This window comes from Luteibacter sp. OK325 (genome assembly GCF_003050935.1).
GTDB lineage: Bacteria > Pseudomonadota > Gammaproteobacteria > Xanthomonadales > Rhodanobacteraceae > Luteibacter.
The window spans coordinates 205,508-222,546 of the sequence record NZ_QAOX01000004.1; the positions used below are offsets into that span (position 1 = coordinate 205,508).

At 64.7% G+C, this 17,039-nt stretch carries 16 protein-coding genes; 5 read left to right on the plus strand and 11 right to left on the minus strand.

Annotated features, from left to right (window positions below; genetic code table 11):
* The first annotated feature begins 42 nt into the window (after positions 1 to 42).
* Complete coding sequence (gene mfd, locus C8J98_RS10900) at positions 43 to 3,495, plus strand: transcription-repair coupling factor (protein WP_107913225.1); 3,453 nt, start codon at positions 43 to 45, stop codon at positions 3,493 to 3,495.
* 101 nt (positions 3,496 to 3,596) lie between these two features.
* Here the strand turns inward: mfd and egtD are convergent, their stop codons facing one another.
* Together egtD and egtB are read right to left on the minus strand one after the other, a co-directional pair.
* The gene (gene egtD, locus C8J98_RS10905; protein WP_107913226.1) at positions 3,597 to 4,580 is read right to left on the minus strand and encodes an L-histidine N(alpha)-methyltransferase; all 984 of its coding nucleotides are present in this window, start codon (positions 4,578 to 4,580) and stop codon (positions 3,597 to 3,599) included.
* Positions 4,577 to 5,845 (minus strand): ergothioneine biosynthesis protein EgtB, encoded by a 1,269-nt coding sequence (gene egtB / locus C8J98_RS10910; RefSeq protein ID WP_107913227.1) that lies wholly within the window; start codon positions 5,843 to 5,845, stop codon positions 4,577 to 4,579. The genes egtD and egtB overlap by 4 nt, the downstream gene beginning before the upstream one ends.
* A 188-nt stretch (positions 5,846 to 6,033) precedes the next feature.
* On the opposite strand from egtB, the gene C8J98_RS10915 reads away from it, so the two are divergent.
* Positions 6,034 to 6,486 (plus strand): DUF6491 family protein, encoded by a 453-nt coding sequence (locus C8J98_RS10915; RefSeq protein ID WP_107913228.1) that lies wholly within the window; start codon positions 6,034 to 6,036, stop codon positions 6,484 to 6,486.
* A gap of 211 nt (positions 6,487 to 6,697) precedes the next feature.
* Here the strand turns inward: C8J98_RS10915 and C8J98_RS10920 are convergent, their stop codons facing one another.
* From C8J98_RS10920 to C8J98_RS10930, 3 genes are all read right to left on the minus strand, one after another.
* Positions 6,698 to 7,117 carry a hypothetical protein gene (locus tag C8J98_RS10920; RefSeq protein WP_199229887.1) on the minus strand — a complete coding sequence of 140 codons (420 nt, stop codon included), beginning with the start codon at positions 7,115 to 7,117 and terminating at the stop codon, positions 6,698 to 6,700.
* 77 nt (positions 7,118 to 7,194) lie between these two features.
* Entirely contained in the window at positions 7,195 to 9,339 is a 2,145-nt protein-coding gene (gene rlmKL, locus C8J98_RS10925) for a bifunctional 23S rRNA (guanine(2069)-N(7))-methyltransferase RlmK/23S rRNA (guanine(2445)-N(2))-methyltransferase RlmL (RefSeq protein ID WP_107913229.1), read from the minus strand.
* Positions 9,336 to 9,854 carry an alpha/beta fold hydrolase gene (locus C8J98_RS10930; RefSeq protein WP_107913230.1) on the minus strand — a complete coding sequence of 173 codons (519 nt, stop codon included), beginning with the start codon at positions 9,852 to 9,854 and terminating at the stop codon, positions 9,336 to 9,338. The genes rlmKL and C8J98_RS10930 overlap by 4 nt, the downstream gene beginning before the upstream one ends.
* Before the next feature lie 45 nt (positions 9,855 to 9,899).
* On the opposite strand from C8J98_RS10930, the gene C8J98_RS10935 reads away from it, so the two are divergent.
* Genes C8J98_RS10935 through C8J98_RS10945 form a run of 3 tightly spaced genes read left to right on the plus strand, consistent with a single transcriptional unit; the run spans position 9,900 to position 12,265 of the window.
* Entirely contained in the window at positions 9,900 to 10,454 is a 555-nt protein-coding gene (locus C8J98_RS10935; RefSeq protein WP_107913231.1) for an N-acetylmuramoyl-L-alanine amidase, read from the plus strand.
* A 49-nt stretch (positions 10,455 to 10,503) separates the two neighbouring features.
* Positions 10,504 to 11,370, plus strand: coding sequence for an acyl-CoA thioesterase II (tesB, locus tag C8J98_RS10940; RefSeq protein WP_107913232.1), 867 nt, complete (start codon positions 10,504 to 10,506; stop codon positions 11,368 to 11,370).
* Between the two features lie 4 nt (positions 11,371 to 11,374).
* On the plus strand, positions 11,375 to 12,265 hold the full coding sequence (locus tag C8J98_RS10945) for a LysR family transcriptional regulator (protein ID WP_199229888.1): 891 nt from the start codon (positions 11,375 to 11,377) through the stop codon (positions 12,263 to 12,265).
* Here C8J98_RS10945 and C8J98_RS10950 read toward each other — a convergent pair.
* From C8J98_RS10950 to C8J98_RS10980, 6 genes are all read right to left on the minus strand, one after another.
* Complete coding sequence (locus C8J98_RS10950; RefSeq protein ID WP_107913233.1) at positions 12,240 to 13,499, minus strand: MFS transporter; 1,260 nt, start codon at positions 13,497 to 13,499, stop codon at positions 12,240 to 12,242. The genes C8J98_RS10945 and C8J98_RS10950 overlap by 26 nt on opposite strands.
* Positions 13,500 to 13,710: 211 nt before the next feature.
* The gene (locus tag C8J98_RS10955) at positions 13,711 to 14,163 is read right to left on the minus strand and encodes a hypothetical protein (protein WP_107913234.1); all 453 of its coding nucleotides are present in this window, start codon (positions 14,161 to 14,163) and stop codon (positions 13,711 to 13,713) included.
* 53 nt (positions 14,164 to 14,216) lie between these two features.
* Complete coding sequence (locus C8J98_RS10960; protein ID WP_107913235.1) at positions 14,217 to 15,194, minus strand: multidrug resistance efflux transporter family protein; 978 nt, start codon at positions 15,192 to 15,194, stop codon at positions 14,217 to 14,219.
* Between the two features lie 52 nt (positions 15,195 to 15,246).
* Positions 15,247 to 15,588 (minus strand): hypothetical protein, encoded by a 342-nt coding sequence (locus C8J98_RS10965; RefSeq protein ID WP_107913236.1) that lies wholly within the window; start codon positions 15,586 to 15,588, stop codon positions 15,247 to 15,249.
* A 504-nt stretch (positions 15,589 to 16,092) separates the two neighbouring features.
* The gene (locus C8J98_RS10975; RefSeq protein ID WP_107913238.1) at positions 16,093 to 16,524 is read right to left on the minus strand and encodes a nuclear transport factor 2 family protein; all 432 of its coding nucleotides are present in this window, start codon (positions 16,522 to 16,524) and stop codon (positions 16,093 to 16,095) included.
* Positions 16,521 to 17,027 (minus strand): hypothetical protein, encoded by a 507-nt coding sequence (locus C8J98_RS10980; RefSeq protein WP_107913239.1) that lies wholly within the window; start codon positions 17,025 to 17,027, stop codon positions 16,521 to 16,523. Before C8J98_RS10980 ends, C8J98_RS10975 begins: the two co-directional genes overlap by 4 nt.
* Positions 17,028 to 17,039 lie beyond the last annotated feature (12 nt).

Here is a 17,039-nt window from a genome sequence, read left to right on the forward strand (position 1 = left end):
TAGTACAATCAGCGGCTTGCCCGCAGATGCCAAGCCGACTTCATGCCTGTAGCGCTCCCCCGTCCGCCGCTCCCCGCCAACGCCAAGACCCGCCGCTACTGGGCCGTGCCCCATGGCTCATCGTGGGCGCTGGAGGTGGCCGAGGCGGCCCGGGCGCACGAGGGCCTGCTGGTGGTCGTGGCACGCGATACACGCAGCGCCGACAACCTCGAAGGCGAGCTTGCCGTGTTCGCCGGCGAACTACCGGTATTGCACTTCCCTGACTGGGAAACCCTGCCCTACGACGTCTTCAGTCCGCATCCGGAAGTCGTCTCCCAGCGCATCGCCACGCTCTACCGCCTGCCGAGCATCAAGCGCGGCGTGCTGGTGGTGCCAGTCGCCACGCTGATGCAGCGCATCGCGCCGCGTACCCACATCACCGGATCGGGCCTGGTCCTGCGCAAGGGCCAGAAACTCGATATCAGTGCCGAACAGCGCCGCCTGGAAGCCGCTGGTTACCGCAACGTGCCGCAGGTGGGCGAACCGGGCGACTTTGCCGTGCGCGGCGCGCTGATCGACATCTTTGCGATGGGCGCGAACGAACCGTATCGCGTCGAGCTGTTCGACGACGAAGTGGAATCGATCCGCACTTTCGACACCGAAACACAGCGCTCACAACACCAGGTCGAAAGCGTCGACCTGCTGCCCGCGCGCGAATTCCCGGTGACCGACGAGGCCGCGAAGAACTTCCGCGCCAACCTGCGTGAGCGCTTCCCCATCGATACACGGCGCTGCCCGCTCTACCAGGACATGAAGGAAGGCGTGACGCCCGGCGGCATCGAGTACTACCTGCCGCTGTTCTTCCCGGTGACGGAAACCCTGTTCGACTACATCGCCGGTGACGCCCTCTTCGTCCTCGGTGACGGCGTACTCGATGCAGCCGAGCAGTTCTGGACGCAGACGTCCGAGCGCTACGACCAGCGTGCGCATGATATCGAGCGCCCAGTGCTGCCGCCCGCCGAAATCTATCTGCCGCCGGAACAATTGCGTGAGCGCCTCAACAAGCAGGTCCGCATCGACGTCGTGCCGAAGGGCCAGGAGCATGCCGTCGACCTCGGCACGATGCCCGCGCCCGAGGTGCCACTGAATCGCAAGGGCGAAGAACCCGGCACCTCGCTGCGTCACTTCCTTGCCAGCTACAAGGGCAGCGTTCTGATCGCCGCCGACTCGGCCGGCCGTCGCGAAGCCCTTATCGAGCAGCTCGCCGGCGCCGGTGGCATGAAGCCCGTCTACGTCGACGACTGGAAAGACTTCCTCGCCAGGGACGAACGCTTCGCCATCACCGTCGCCTCGCTCGAGCAGGGTTTTGCCCTGACGAAGCCGGCGCTTACGGTGCTCACCGAGCGCGAACTCTTCGGCGAGCGCGTGCGCACCGACCGCAAGAAGCGCGTCGGTGCCGCACGCGACCCTGAAAGCATCATCAAGGACCTCACCGAGCTATCCATCGGCTCGCCCATCGTCCATATCGACCACGGCGTGGGTCGTTACCAGGGCCTGGTGTCGCTCGATGTCGGCGACATGCCGGGTGAGTTCCTCACCATTGAATACGCGAAGGGCGACAAGCTCTACGTACCCGTCGCACAGCTTGGCCTGGTCAGCCGTTATACCGGCACCGCACCCGAACTCGCGCCGCTGCATTCGCTGGGCGGCGACGCCTGGGAACGTGCGCGCAAGAAGGCTGCGGAGAAAGTCCGCGATGTCGCCGCCGAGCTGCTCGCGATCTACGCGCAGCGCGAGGCACGCCAGGGCGAATCGCTGTCGATCGACCGGCAGATGCTCGAAGAATTCGCCGCGACCTTCCCGTTCGAAGAAACCGCCGACCAGCAGGCGGCTATCGACGCCGTCATCGTCGACCTCGCCGCGCCGCGCGCGATGGATCGCGTGGTCTGCGGCGACGTCGGCTTCGGCAAGACGGAAGTCGCCCTGCGTGCCGCCTTCGCTGCAGCTACCGCCGGCAAACAGGTCGCTGTGCTGGTACCGACCACCCTGCTCGCCCAGCAGCACTACCGTAACTTCGCCGACCGCTTCGCCGACTGGCCAGTGCGCGTAGACGTGGTCTCGCGCTTCAAGTCGAAGAAAGAAACCGATGCCGCACTGGAGCGGCTCGCCGACGGGCAGATCGACGTCATGGTCGGCACGCACAAGCTGCTGCAGTCCGACATCCGTTTCAAGAACCTCGGCCTGGTCATCGTCGACGAGGAACAGCGCTTCGGCGTGCGTCAGAAGGAGCAGCTGAAGAAGCTGCGTGCCGAAGTCGACCTGCTTACGCTCACTGCGACACCGATCCCGCGCACACTGAACATGGCGATGAGCGGCCTGCGCGATCTTTCCATCATCGCCACGCCGCCCGCGCACCGCACCGCCGTGCGCACGCTGATCTCCACCTACCAGCCCGCCCTGATTCGTGAAGCGATCCAGCGCGAGCTGGCGCGCGGCGGCCAGGTGTACTTTCTGCACAACGAAGTGGAATCGATCGAGCGCGTCGCGCGTGAACTAGGCGAATTGGTACCCGAGGCACGCATTCGCGTCGCCCACGGCCAGATGCCGGAGCGCGAACTGGAACAGGTCATGGCGGATTTCCATCGCCAGCGTTTTAACGTGCTCGTGTCGACGACCATCATCGAATCGGGTATCGACATTCCTACCGCGAACACCATCGTGGTCAACCGTGCCGATCGCTTCGGTCTCGCACAGTTGCACCAGCTTCGTGGGCGCGTGGGTCGTTCGCATCATCGCGCTTACGCCTACCTTATCGTGCCCGATCGCAAGGCAATGACGGCTGACGCCGAGAAACGCCTCGAAGCGCTGGCCTCACTGGAGGAACTCGGCGCGGGCTTCACCCTCGCCACCCACGACCTCGAAATCCGTGGCGCCGGCGAAATGCTCGGCGACGAACAGTCCGGCCAGATCCAGGAAATCGGCTTCGGCCTCTACACCGAGTTGCTCGATCGCGCGGTGCGCGCGCTGAAGTCTGGCAAGGTGCCCGACTTCGATCTCACCTCCGAGCACGAGACCGAGGTAGAGCTGCATTTGCCCGCCCTGATCCCGAACGACTACCTGCCCGACGTACATGCGCGCCTGACGCTGTACAAGCGCATCGCCAGCGCGCGCAACGACGAAGGCCTGCGCGAGCTACAGGTGGAGATGATCGACCGTTTCGGCCTGCTTCCCGACCAGACCAAGTGCCTGTTCGCCGTCGCCCAGCTGAAGCTCATGGCCACGCCGCTAGGTATCCGCAAGGTCGACTTCGGTGCCAGCGGCGGTCGCATCACCTTCCGCGACAAACCGGACATCGACCCGGTCGCCCTGATCAGGCTGATCCAGACCCAGCCGCGCATTTTCAAGATGGACGGTCAGGACAAGCTACGCGTGATCATGGAGCTACCTGGCTCCGCCGAGCGTATTCGCACGGCGCAGGAAACGCTGGTATCGCTAGGCGCCCGCCGCCCGTCCTGAGGCTTTGTGTGGGAGCCGCTTCAGCGGCGATGCTCTTGGGGAGAAGCCAAAGCATCGCCGCTGAAGCGGCTCCCACACGAAGCAGGAATCGGTAACCGCGCTCAGGCCGCCGGCGTTGAACGCACGAGGTACTGCACGCTGAAGCGGTGGTCGTCGTCCATCCAGACCTTCGCCACGCTGAGCCCGGCCTTGGCCGCCATCTGCGCGAAGTCCTCGAGCGAGTACTTGCAGCTGTACTCGACGTGCATGGCTTCCTCTTCGCGGAAGGCAAAGGTGTCATGACCGACGTGTACGTCCTGCCGCTTCGTGCTCACCAGGGCGGTTTCGATACGGCCGGCAAGTGCGTTGTAACGCGCACGGTGGCGGAACGCACTCACGTCGAAGTCGGTACCGATCTCGCGATTCAGGCGAACCAGCATATTGAGCGTAAAGTCGTTCGTCACGCCTGCCGCATCGTTGTAAGCGGCCTCGATCTCGGCAGGATCCTTCTTGAGGTCCACGCCGACGATGATGCCACCGCCGTCGCTCATCTCCGTACGCATCAGGCGAAGGATGCGGATCGCCTCTTTCGACTCAAAGTTGCCGATGGTCGAACCGGGAAAGTAGATCGCCGTGCGACGCGGCGAACGCGCAGCCACGGGAAGACGCAGCGGTTGGGTAAAGTCGGCGCAAACCGGCTGCATCGGGACATCCGGAAAACGCGTGGCCAGTTCGGCAACGCTTTCCATCAACGCCGAACGCGAGATCTCCACCGGCACGTATGCCACAGGCGTCACCAGGTGCTCAAGCAACATGCGCGTCTTGATGCCGCTACCGCTGCCGTATTCGACCAGACGCACGTCGGGGCCAAGCGTGTCGGCGATATCGCCCGCGTGCTCGCGCATGATCGCGATCTCGGTGCGGGTGAGGTAGTACTCGGGCTGCTCGCAGATCGCCTCGAAAAGCGCTGACCCGCGTTCATCGTAGAACAGCCGCGAAGGAAGCTTTTTCGTCTTGGCGGTGAGGCCACGACGAACGGTATGCAGCGTGTCCTCGACATCCGGATGACGGTCGTCTACGCGGATGTCTTTCGGTTGAGCGCTCATCGATCATTTCCCAGTCGTATCCCCGAAAACTGCCAACGGGCATGGGGAGGAAAGAAGTTCCGGTAAGTCGCACGAACGTGGTCGGCGGGCGTGGCACAAGAGCCTCCGCGGAGGATCCACTGCCCATTCATGAACTTGCCATTGTATTCGCCAAGGGCTCCGGCCAAAGTGCGGAATCCCGGGTAACTGACATATGGGCTCATTGTCCATTCCCAAACGTCGCCGTACATCTGCCCGAGCAGGGTCTCGAACGAGGCGGCACGGGGTTGGAACGCCCCGGTGTCCTGAAGGTTCCCGCGCACGGGCAATGCTGCCGCCATGGTTTCCCATTCCACCTCGGTGGGAAGCCGCGCACCGGCCCAGCGCGCGAACGCGTCGGCTTCGAAATAGCTGATGTGGCACACGGGCGCATGCGGGTCGATCGCACGGCGCCCCTGCAGGGTGAATTCGCTCTCCAGCGCCTGGTCCCAGTACAAGGGGCGCTGCCACTGCTCGGCCTGCACGGTGGCCCAGCCATCGGCCAGCCACAACGTGGGCTGGCGGTAGCCTCCATCGCTGACGAAGGCCTTGAACTCCGCGTTGGTCACCGGACGATTGGCGAGAGAACCCGCCTGCCGATAGGTACGATGACGCGGGCCCTCGTTGTCGAACGAGAAGCCGTCACCGTCGTATCCGACCTCGACGATACCTTCGTCGAACGGCACGAACGCCAGGGCGGGTGCGGCAATGGACAACGAGCGCGGCGCGTCCGGCGCAAACGCCGGCTCGAGCGGATTCTGCGCGAAGGCGTGCTTGATGTCGGTGAGCAGGAGCTCCTGGTGCTGCTGCTCGTGCTGTACGCCCAGTTCGATGAGGGCCGGCAATGTTGCGTCGTCGCCGCGCGCGATCAGGCGGGCGATCGCCTCGTCCACGCGACATCGATAGTCCCGGACCTCGTCCAGCGACGGCCGGGTAAGCAGGCCGCGCTTCGGCCGGGCATGCATCGGGCCAACCGACTGGTAGTACGAGTTGAACAGGTAATGCCATTCCGGGTTCGGCGAAACATAGGCCGCGTGGCGCGACAGGATGAACTGCTCGAAGAACCACGTGGTATGCGCAAGGTGCCACTTGGTCGGGCTGGCATCCGGCATGGACTGGACCACGGTGTCCTCGGGCTTCAGTCGCGACGCCAGCTCCGCCGTACGGTGGCGGATGTTGAGAAAGCGTTGGGCGAGGTCCGCGCTGGCCGGCGGGTGGGGGGCGATGCCAAGCGGTCGGACGGTCATAAGGTGGGTCTTCCTGCACTGCCGACGGACTCGTCAGTCATTACCGAAACCTTGCCAGCGGAAACGTTCAACGAACGTGATCGGACCCGACCGCCGCCTTAACGGCAGGTGCACCGAGACCGCCTTTTCGCTCGTTTCGAGGCACAAACAGGCTTAACGTGCTGATTCATACGAAGGAGAGCCCGGCCATGAAAGTCCGTCATCTGTTTGTCGCATCCCTGCTCCTCACCGTGGCCGCCCACGCCGCCGACCAGGCGCCCACCGCCGGCCCTGCACCGGCTACCAAGCCCCTCGAGTTCAACGACTGCATGCGGACGGACAGGATCACCGACTGGAAGGTGATCGACGACCGGACCCTCGTCGTCGCGACAGGCCCCGACCACTTCCTGGTCAAGACCGACGTAGCGTGTCCGCGCATGGGCCTGGGTGGGGGTGTCCGCTTCAAGACCGCCGAGAGCAACAAGGCGATCGGAGGCTTCCGCATCTGCGGCACGCCGACCGAGAAGGTGGACCGCATCAACAACGACCCGCCGTGCAGCATCCAGTCGGTTAGCCAGATCGACAAGGCCACCTACCAGGCCATGTCGAAGAAGGCGAAGCTCAGCGGCTCCGGCGCCGGCACCAGCGGTTCGAAACCGTAAAGGCAAAGAAGGCGGTCGGCTTTCTGTGCCCTGCTGTCTGTGGGAGCCGCTTCAGCGGCGATAGCCACGCCGCCTCAACCCCATCGCCGGCATAGCCGGCTCCCACACAAAGCCGGCTCCTACAAGAAAGCCGGCTCCTACAAGAAAGCCAAAAAAGAAGCCCGGCTATAAGCCGGGCTTCTTTTTCAACCACTCACCTGCTCAGCGAAGATCAATAGCCATCATCACGCACGTAGCGCGTGGTGCCGTAGCCATCGTCCACATACGTGGTGGTGGTTACGCGACGGGTTACGACCGGGGCGTCCTGGTAGACGACCGTTGCCGGGCGGCTGTAATAGCCCGGGCCGTCGTCATAGACGACCGTGCGCGGCTGCGTGGCATTGGCGACGAGGCCGACGACCGCACCGGCCACAATGGCTCCGGCGATCCAGCGACCGGCGTTGTCGTAGTGACCCCGGCCGTAGTAACCGCCGTGATAGCCGCCACGGTAGCCGTAGCCGCCGTGGTAGCCGCCGTAACCGCCATGGTAGCCACCACCGTAGCCATACCCGCGTGCGAACGCACCAGGTGCGAACGCCATCAGGCCCGCGGCAGCGAGCAGGAGGGCGGATTTAGCAAACTTAGCTTTCATGACAATTACCTCCGGGTGTTGAGCGCAGATTCGCGCTCGGCCACTGAATCCGGACTGAAGTTTTCTCCACCGCCCGTTCACGTTTTCCACGGGTTCACGTACGGCTTCCGAAGCAGCCAGCAGCCATGGATGTTATGGCGGCGGGAGAAGTCGAACGGGATGCTCGGTGCACTCCAGTCTTCAATCTGGAAATGGGGTTCCAGGGCGGCTCGATCAAGCTGGAACCGACGGAAGTTATTGGAGAAAACGATCACCCCGTCCGGCAACAGACGTTCGTTGCAGGCCAGCAACAGCTTGACGTGGTCGCGCTGCACGTCGAAGTCGTCGGCCTTCTTGGAGTTGGAGAAGGTCGGCGGGTCCACGTAGATCAGGCCGTACTGCATGGAGCGCTTCTCGAGGAAGGTCAGCGCGTCTTCCTGGACCAGGCGGTGACGAGCGCCGTTGTAGCCGTTCAGGTCGAGATTGCGCGACGCCCAGTCCAGGTACGTCCCGGAAAGATCGACCGTGGTGGTATCCCGGGCGTCGCCCGCGGCAGCGTAAACGCTCGCCGTGCCGGTGTAGGCAAACAGGTTGAGGAAATGCTTGCCGGCGGCAAGTTCCCGGATCTTGGCGCGCACCAGGCGGTGGTCGAGGAACAGGCCGGTGTCGAGGTAGTCGGTGGGATTGATCAGGAACTTCAGTCCGCCTTCGTGCACCTCGATGAATTCGCCCTTCTGGTCGAACTGGCCGTACTTGGAGCCACCCTTGCCGCGCTCGCGCGTCTTGACCGCGATGCGGTCACGCGGAATCTCGAGCACCTCGCCCGCCACGCGAACGATCTCGCGCATGCGGATGCGCGCGACGTCCACCGGTACATCCAGCGGCGCCTTGTACTCCTGGATGTGCAGCCAGTCTTCGTAGACGTCGATGGCCGCCGCGTATTCGGGCAGGTCCTGGTCGTACGCGCGCCAGCAGGTGATGCCCTCGCGGCCCAGGCGCTTGCGCAGATGGCGGACATTCTTGTCCAGCCGGTTCTTCAGCATCTGCGCGCCGTCGGACAGGGGCTTGGCCTCGCGCGGCGCTTCGTCGCGGGCACGCAGGGCGAAGGTCAGTAGCGGCGTTTCCAGCGCGCCGTTGAACAGCACGTAGCGCTTGTCCGGGCTTAGGCGTAGGGCGCGGCCGAGCTCGTCGTCGCCGGCCAGCACGGCGGCGCGCCAGCCGGCGAAGCGGTCCTTCAGGGCCTGACCGAGGTCGCGGTAGAGCGCCGGCAGTTCGGCGCGGTCACCCAGGCGCTCGCCGTAGGGCGGGTTGGTGATGACCAGGCCGAGCGGCGTTTCCGGCGGCGGCTCGACGTGGATGGCATCGCGGCGATCCAGGTGGAAGAAACCGGCCACGCCCGCATTCTGGGCGTTGCGCTTGGTGGTCTGAACCATGTGTGGGTCGGAGTCGCTGCCGAAGAACACCGGGCGCAGGTTCCGAAGGCCTTCGTCGGCGCGGGCCTTGGCCTCGTCGTAGATCGAGCGCCACAGCGAATAATCGTGCCTGGCCCAGCCGAGGAAGCCGTAATAGTCGCGGCGCAGGCCGGGGGCGACGTCCGCGGCCATGAGCGCGCCCTCGATCAGCAGCGTGCCGGACCCGCACATGGGATCGACCAGCGCGCCGCCTTCGGCGTAAATCCGCGGCCACTGCGCGCGAACCAGCATCGCCGCGGCCAGATTCTCCTTGAGCGGGGCCTCGCCCTGCTCCTCACGCCAGTTACGGCGGTGCAGCGGCAGGCCGGAAAGGTCGATCGACAGCGTGGCGCGATCGCGGCGCACACGGACGTTGATGCGAAGGTCCGGCTCTTCCGGGTCGACGTCCGGGCGCGAACCGGTCGCGGCCCGGTACTGGTCGACGATCGCGTCCTTGGTCTTCAGCGCGATGAACTGGCTGTGGGTGAGCTTGCTCATCGCCGTATTGGCGTCCACCGCCAGGGTGCCGTGCGGGGCCAGGTGCTCGGACCAGTCGATGTCCTGGATACCGGCATAGAGCTGGTCCGGGTCGGCCGCGTCGAACTCGGCCAGCGGCAACAGGATGCGGCTGGCCATGCGCGACCACAGGCAGGCGCGGTAGGCGGTTTCGATCGAGCCGGTGAAGGCGACACCGGCCAGCGCTTCACGCACGTCGCCGGCGCCGATGGCGATCAGCTCGTCCTTCAGCAGGTATTCGAGGCCTTTCGGGCAGGTGGCAAAGAACTTGGTCATGCGAGGTTCCCCAGGAAGCGAAGGAACTCGGCTTCGATGTCGGGCAAGGTGGCGCCTAGGCGGTGGTCGTCCTGCACGAGCAGGGCGGGAATGGCGTGGTCACGGGCAAAGGCCAGCGCCTCGTCCAGGGGGCAGACGTCGTCGGCATAGCCATGGACAAGGAACGAGGGCACATCGGCCCGGATCGAGAACTCGCGAGGGTAGCCCGGGATGGATGTCGGCAGGGCCAGCAGGAACAGGCCGGCTACCGGCGCGTCCAGCGAGGCCAGCCCCGAGACGAAGGCGCCCATGCTCGAGCCCACCAGGACCGGGGGCACCGGCGAGGCCGCGATGGCCTTCGCCAGCTGGGCCAGGCGCGGGTCGATGCTGCCGGCATAGCCGCGGATGTCGTCCTCACGGTAATCGGGGCGGACCGTGGTCCAGCCCTGCGATTCGGCCAGGGCCGCCAGGGCGCTCACCTTGGTGGCGTCGGGGCCCGAATCGGAACCGTGGGAAAGAATGATGTGGCCGCGCATGGCGGTCTCCGGACGCGGAATGACCGGCTATGTTATCAAAGCGCCATGATCGACATTCTCGACACCCCCTTGCCCTATGTCGCCCGCCTGCCTGAACGGGCTGCGGAAACCATCGACCTCGTGGTCATCCACTGCACCGAGCTGCCCGACCTGGCCATGGCCCGGGAGTACGGCGAGAAGGTGCTGTACGACACCGGGGCCGGCAACAGTGGCCATTACTACGTCGACCGGGACGGCGCCGTGCTCTGCTACGTGGATCCGCTACGCGTCGCCCATCACACCCGCGGCTATAACCCGCGCTCCATCGGCATCGAGCTGGTCAATACGGGGCGTTACCCGGACTGGTTCCATTCGGCGAAGCAGACCATGACCGAGCCGTACCCGGAGGTGCAGATTGCCGCCCTGCGCGCCCTGCTCGATCATCTGGTCGGACGTTTCCCCTCGCTCAGGCACATCGCCGGCCACGAAGACCTGGACACCGCCATGGTCCCGTCCAGCGACGACCCCGAGAACGAAGTGCCGCGCAAGCGCGATCCCGGTCCGCAGTTCCCCTGGGTCCGCGCCTATGACGCCGGGCGCCTGGGCCGGATCGAAGGCTGACCCCCGCTATACTTCGCGCTCCATCGCGCCCCGTTCAGAAGGCACTCTCATGTCGGAAACTCACGTCGGCGAACTCGTCGACCTCCTCGAACTCGAACGCCTGGAAGACAACCTCTTCCGTGGCCAGAGTCGGGACATCGGCACACGCTTCGTCTTCGGTGGCCAGGTGCTCGGCCAGGCACTCTCGGCCGCGCAGCGCACCGTGGACGCCAAGCGTGAAGCGCACTCGCTGCATGCCTATTTCCTGCGTGCCGGCGACATCAACGCACCGATCGTCTACAGCGTGGAACGCACGCGCGACGGCGGTTCGTTTTCGTCGCGTCGCGTGGTCGCCATCCAGCACGGCCAGCCCATCCTCAACGGGTCCATCTCGTTCCAGGAGCCGGAAACCGGCTATGAGCACCAGATGACGATGCCGGAAGTGCCTGCGCCGGAAGACATCGAACCGATGCACGCGATGAACGCCGAGCAGGTGGCCAAGCTGCCAGAGAAGACCCAGCGCTGGCTCGGCATCAACGGTCCATTCGAATTTCGCCACGTGTGGCCACGCGACGAAATGCGTCCGGCCAAGCGTCCGCCCTACCAGCACATCTGGTTCCGGCTGACCGCGCCGATCGAAGACACGCAGGCACTGCACCAGGCGCTACTCGCCTACGCTTCCGACTTCCATCTGATCGGCACGGCGACGCTGCCGCACGGCATCTCCTACCTCACCCGCAACATGCAGATGGCGAGCCTGGACCACGCACTGTGGTTCCATCGTCCGTTCCGCATCGACGAGTGGCTGTTGTACTCATTCGACAGCCCGACCTCGCAGGGTGCGCGCGGTCTCGCACGCGGCATGATCTACACGCGTGACGGCCGGCTCGTCGCCTCCACGGCGCAGGAAGGCCTGATCCGCGTTCGCCCCGACTGATCCCATGAGCATCGAGCTACGGCACCTGCGTTACTTCATCGCCGTAGCCGATGAGCTGCATTTCAGTCGCGCCGCCGAGCGGCTGGGTATTTCCCAGCCGCCGCTCAGTCAGCAGATACGCGATCTCGAAGGCATGCTTGGCTTGAGGTTGCTGCGGCGGACCAACCGGCGCGTGGAGCTGACCGATGCGGGGCGCGTTTACCTCGATGCCGCCCGGGACATCCTTTCACGCGTCGACGAAGCCGGCGATCTTGCTCGCCGCGCCGAACGTGGCGAGATCGGTGAACTGCATGTCGGGTTTACGCAGAGCACGCCGTTGATAGCGCGCTTTCCTCGTGCTGTTCGTGCGTTTCGAGAGGCCTTTCCGGCCGTGCGCCTGGTGCTGAAGGAACACAATACCCTGCAGCAGATCGAACGGTTGCTCGACGGAAGCCAGCAAGTGGGGCTGATTCGCGGCACCGATCTGCCGCCGGCACTGATCGCGCGCAAGCTGGTGGAGGATCCACTGGTTGCGGTGCTGCGCGCTGATCATCCGCTGGCAAAAGGCCGCCGACCGCGCGTGCGTGTCGAGCAACTCGCCGAGGAGCCGTTCGTCGTGTTCAGCCGAAACGCTGGCACGGGTGTCGCCGCGCAGGTCCAGGCCATGTGTCGCCGGGCAGGCTTCGCGCCACGCGTTGCCCAGGAGGCCGGCGAGTCCTCCACCATGGTTGGCCTGGTCGCCGCCGGGCTCGGCGTTGCCGTGCTTCCTCAGTCCATGAGTCAGGTGCATGTCGAAGGCGTGGCCTACGTACCCATCGAATCGCCCGATGCGGCAAGCGCGCTCTATCTGGTGCACCGCCGAAGCGACACGTCGCCGCTGGTGAAAGCCTTCATGCAGCTGATGCTGAAGGCCTGAGGCGGCGTAGCTTCAGCGCAATGGCGAGGCCGGCGACGACCAACACGGCAACATACGCAACGACACCATTCCACCCCGCGTGAGTCCACGCGATGCCACCAAGCGAGCCGGCGATACTCGAGCCCATGTAGTACGAGAACAGGTAGAACGAAGAGGCATGCGCGCGTGCGAACGTTGCGCGCTTGCCCACCCAGCCGCTGGCAATTGAGTGGCCGCCGAAGAAACCGAAGGTCATCATCGCAATGCCGGCCACGATCGCCCACAGCGATGAACTCGCCGTCAGTACGACGCCTGCCAGCATGATCACGAAGGTAGTCCAGAGTACGCGCGGACGTCCGAGCCGGTCGGCCACCTTACCCATCCACGCCGAGCTCGCCACGCCCACGACGTAGACCATGAACACGGCGCCGACATGCGATTGCGACAGCGAGAACGGCGCTGCGAGAAGACGATAGGCAACGTAGTTATAGATGGTGACAAAGGCACCCATCAGCAGGAAGCCCTCGGCAAACAGCCAGGGCAATCCCTTGTCGCGCCAGAGGGAACCGAACGAAGCGAGCAGCTCGCGTGGATGAGCACGACGTTTCTCGAAGTGCACCGATGCAGGCAAGCCGCGGGCGACGAGCACCGACGCGATCAGGCCCAGTGCGCCGATGATCGCCACCGCCACGCGCCACGAGGCGTGATCCGCCGCGAAGCCGGAGATCAATCGACCACCCATGCCGCCGATGGCATTGCCGCCGATGTAGAGGCCCATGGCGAAGCCCAGCGAGTCACCGTGGATCTCTTCGCTTACGTAAGTCATTGCCACGGCGGGCAAGCCCGCCAGGGTGATGCCGAGCAGCGCCCTCAGGACGAGGAACGAGCCCCAGTTCGGCGCCATGGCGCTCAACAGCACCAACAGCGATGAGCCAAGTAACGACGCCAGCATGATCGGTTTGCGACCGAACACATCCGAGATCGCACCGGCGAACAACATCGATACGGCGAGCACGCCCGTCGTCAGTGATAGCGACAGGCTGCTTGACGCCGCGTCCAGCGAAAAGGCGCGCGAGAACGCCGGCAGTAAGGGCTGCACGCAATACAGCAGACCGAACGTGGCGAAACCCGACGAGAACAACGCCAGGTTGGTACGCCGGAACGCCGGCGTGCCATGACGAATGCGCCGATCCACGACAACCGCCGGCGCAGCGGACGATGAGCCGTCCACGGGAACCTCCAGGGAATGAGCCATATGACAAGGCTAATCCCTGAATTGAGTCGGATCGAGATAGCGCAGGCACCGATTCCATAGGTGCAACGTATCAATCGTTTCGGTCGCGCTGCGCAGGGATCGCCGATGAATCGGCTCCCACAGAGAGCTGGGCCTCATCGGATGATGGGCCTCATCGGATGATTGGCAGGTCTTATGTGGGAGCCGATTCATCGGCGATAAGGTGCCCGCCTCACCGCGCAACCGTCCCCGACTGCCCCCCATCCCACTCAACCGCCGACGCCAGCTCCGCGTCGGTCAACGCCAGGTCCCCCGCATCCGCCTCGGCCTTTACCGCCACCACGTGCCCGTCATACCGGGACAACTCGCGGTTACCCGTCGCCACCAAGGCGTTCGACCGAACCTCATCCGTCGCCAGCAAGACCAGCAAGGTTTTCGACCCGGCAACGAACCGCACCCCGCTGGTGGCGCCCGACTTCGCCAGCGCCTTCGAATCCAGCGGCACGGCCTTCACCTTTCCTGCCCAGCGCGGCGGTGCGACGAACGTGTAACCGGCCGCCTCGTCCCGCCATGCGAATCGCTTCATCGGTTCAGGCAGCGGTGCGGCATGACCGTGTGTGCCCGGGGTCTGCGCCGAAGCCATCAGCGGGAGGCCGAGCAGCAACGCGAGCGTGAGCGATTTCATGGCGATGTCTCCTGGATTCGCTTGCAGCCTACGCTTCACGCGTGGCGGTGGCGTCAAGCACCACGGTCGGCCACCGCTGCCTCGGCGTCAGGGGCGCTTTCCCTGCCACTGACCCAGGCGAACAAGGCGATACCGACGATGATGGCCACGGCACCCAGGGCGGCCGTCGGCCCGGGGACCGCTTCGTGCAGGAAGATCACACCGATCAACGTCGCAAAGAGCAACTCCGCCGCCTGCATGGCCTCGACGCCGGCCAGCGCCGTCGGCTGCCGCCCTACCATCTCGGTGGCATGGAAAAACAGCACCGTGGCGATGACGCCCGACGACAACGCCACGCCGCCGGCCAGCAGCGCCTCGCGGAGCGTCGGTGGCCCGATGGTGATCCATGTGACGACGGCGATCAGTAACCATAACGGCCAACTCGCCAGCGTCATGCCGAATACCCGCTGCACCGCGCCCAGCTTCGTCCCCGTGCGTTCCAGGTGCAGCAGGATCATCCGGTTGCCCAGCGGATAGGCAAACGCGGCAAACACGACCGCACCCACGGCGAGCCAGGCCGAGGCGTCCAGCGCCCCATGCGAATGGCCAAACTGCAGCAACATCACGCCGAGAACGATCAACACGCCGATGGACAACGCGGCGACATGCCAGCGCGCCCGTTCATCACGATAGATGAAGGGCGCGAGCAAGGGGCCCGCAAGCACCGTGGTCTGGAAACTACCTGCAACAAGCCATGACGGCCCGCTACTTGCCGCCCACGTCAGGGGCACCCCGAACAACACGAAGCCCACGCTGCTCCACGTCAGCCACTGGCGCGCATGCGTACGCAACTCGTGCGGTAAGGCACCGAACCCGCCCTGGAACGGCAGCACCACCGCCAGCAACGGCAGTGTGATCAGGTAACGGAGGATCACCGCCCATTGCCAATGGCCGCCGCCACTGACGACGGCACGGTTGAGGACATAAGTGAGCGTGAAGAACAGCGCCGAGAGCAGCGCGATCGCCACCGCCTTGAGGGCTTGGGAACGCATGGAAGACCTTGCATGAAGCGAAGGCCGAGTGTGCCAGTGTCGTGCCGGTGCGTCAGCCGGTTTCGTTCAATTCCAGGAAGAGTTCCTGGAGTTCGCCGCCGATGGGATGCCCACCGACCGACAGCGTCACGTCGGCCTCGATGCCCGATACGGGGCAGCAACCGTCGACGATGCCGAGCAGGTTTGCCGTCGTGTCGATCATGATGTTGCGGATCACTTCGATGAGCGTCTCCTTGCCCTCGTCGTCGAGCGAATTGAACATCGTCAGGGCGCGGATCCACAGGGGATCCACGGCACATTCCACCGGCGTGGTGCGAAACATCTCGTCGTAGACCGCGAGGTTGTCGCGGACCACGGCGTTCTGAATGGCCAGGACAAAACGATCGGGGGACATGGGTGCCACCTGCTAAGGGGACGGGTTAAGTGATGCACCCTATGTGTGGGAGGGAGGCGTCCGGGTCAATGGGGCACGTGGCGGGCAGCGCGATGCCGGCACATAGCCCGGCCAGATGGCGTCGTAGAAGTAGCGTTCAAGGTCTGAAGGCGGTTCGTAGGTCCGACCCGGCGCGGGAATCAGCTTCCTGAGGCGGGCTTCGTTGTGTTCCGCCCAGCGCATCACCATGCGCTGCATGAGGGAAACGCCCCGCATGGTGGTGCCTTGCCCGCGCCGCGGCCCGTAGCGCCAGCGTACGACCCAGTCACCGTCCTGCGGGCTCACCCGGGCAAAGGCCCGCGACGTCCCTTCCAGGATCGCGTACTGCCGTTCCCCCATCTGGACCCAGTGAACCATCGCCATGAGGCGAGATTAGGCGGGCGCCGTCTCACGGATGTGGACGGGGCGGCAGGTTTACCCGAGGTTTATCGGGCAACCTCTTGGGCCTGACCGACATATGGGCAATCAATGGCTCGGCGGAAACCAGACCTTCACGATCTGGCCATCGCGTACCTCGTAGATCGCCGCCATATCGGGCACGACCTTGCCCGAGGGCAATCCGACGACATGTTCTTTGTCGATCACCGTAGGGCCGGCAAGCGTGCGCTGGACGATCTGCACACCCATCTCCTTGGGCATCGTCCTGAGGAAGGCGAACTTCTCGAGAAGTTCCGCCCGTCCCCGGATCGCCGGCTGCGAACTATCAAGGTAGACCATCTCCACGTTCTCGGCATAGCAACCGGCGAAGGCTTCGACGTTATGCGCGTTGTAGTAGGCGAACTGCGCGTCGACCACGGCCGTTGGACCGGGCTCGACACCGCGTTCCAGGCAGGCGGCATGCGCTCCGCTCGCCACCAGGTCGAGAAAGCCGACCAGAAACACGCGCCGAGCGATCATTTCGCAGGATCCAGAATGATCGAATAAAGCATCGCGTTGATCTTCCAGCCGTCGTCGGTGCGCACTACCTGCCAGGTCTCATTCCCATGGTTGGTCGGCTTGCCGTCGAGAAGGAACACATAGTCGAAATACACCGAGCCCACCGTGCCATCCGTGTCGATGCGCACGTTGTCGAACTTCTCTTCGATGGCATGGGTCGTGCTGCCGACGAACTTCGTAAAGCCCTTATAGGCATCCGGCTCCGCCCTGAAGCGCTTGGCGTCGGGCTTCTTCGCGCGCATCTGCTCGAGCGAGGTCTGGTCCAGTGCGGAGAACCAGCTACTGCTTTCGGCGACGAAAAGCGTGTCGAGCTTCTTGCCATCCTTCGCGAGGATGGCAGCCTTGAAGGTCTCGACGAGCTGGTTTATGTCCGTCTTCGCCGCGGCAGGCGATGGCACGGCGGCCTGGGCGAGAGGCGCAATGAGCAGTGCGGTGGCAAACGTGACAAGGGTGCGAGAAAGCATTCCGTTGTATCC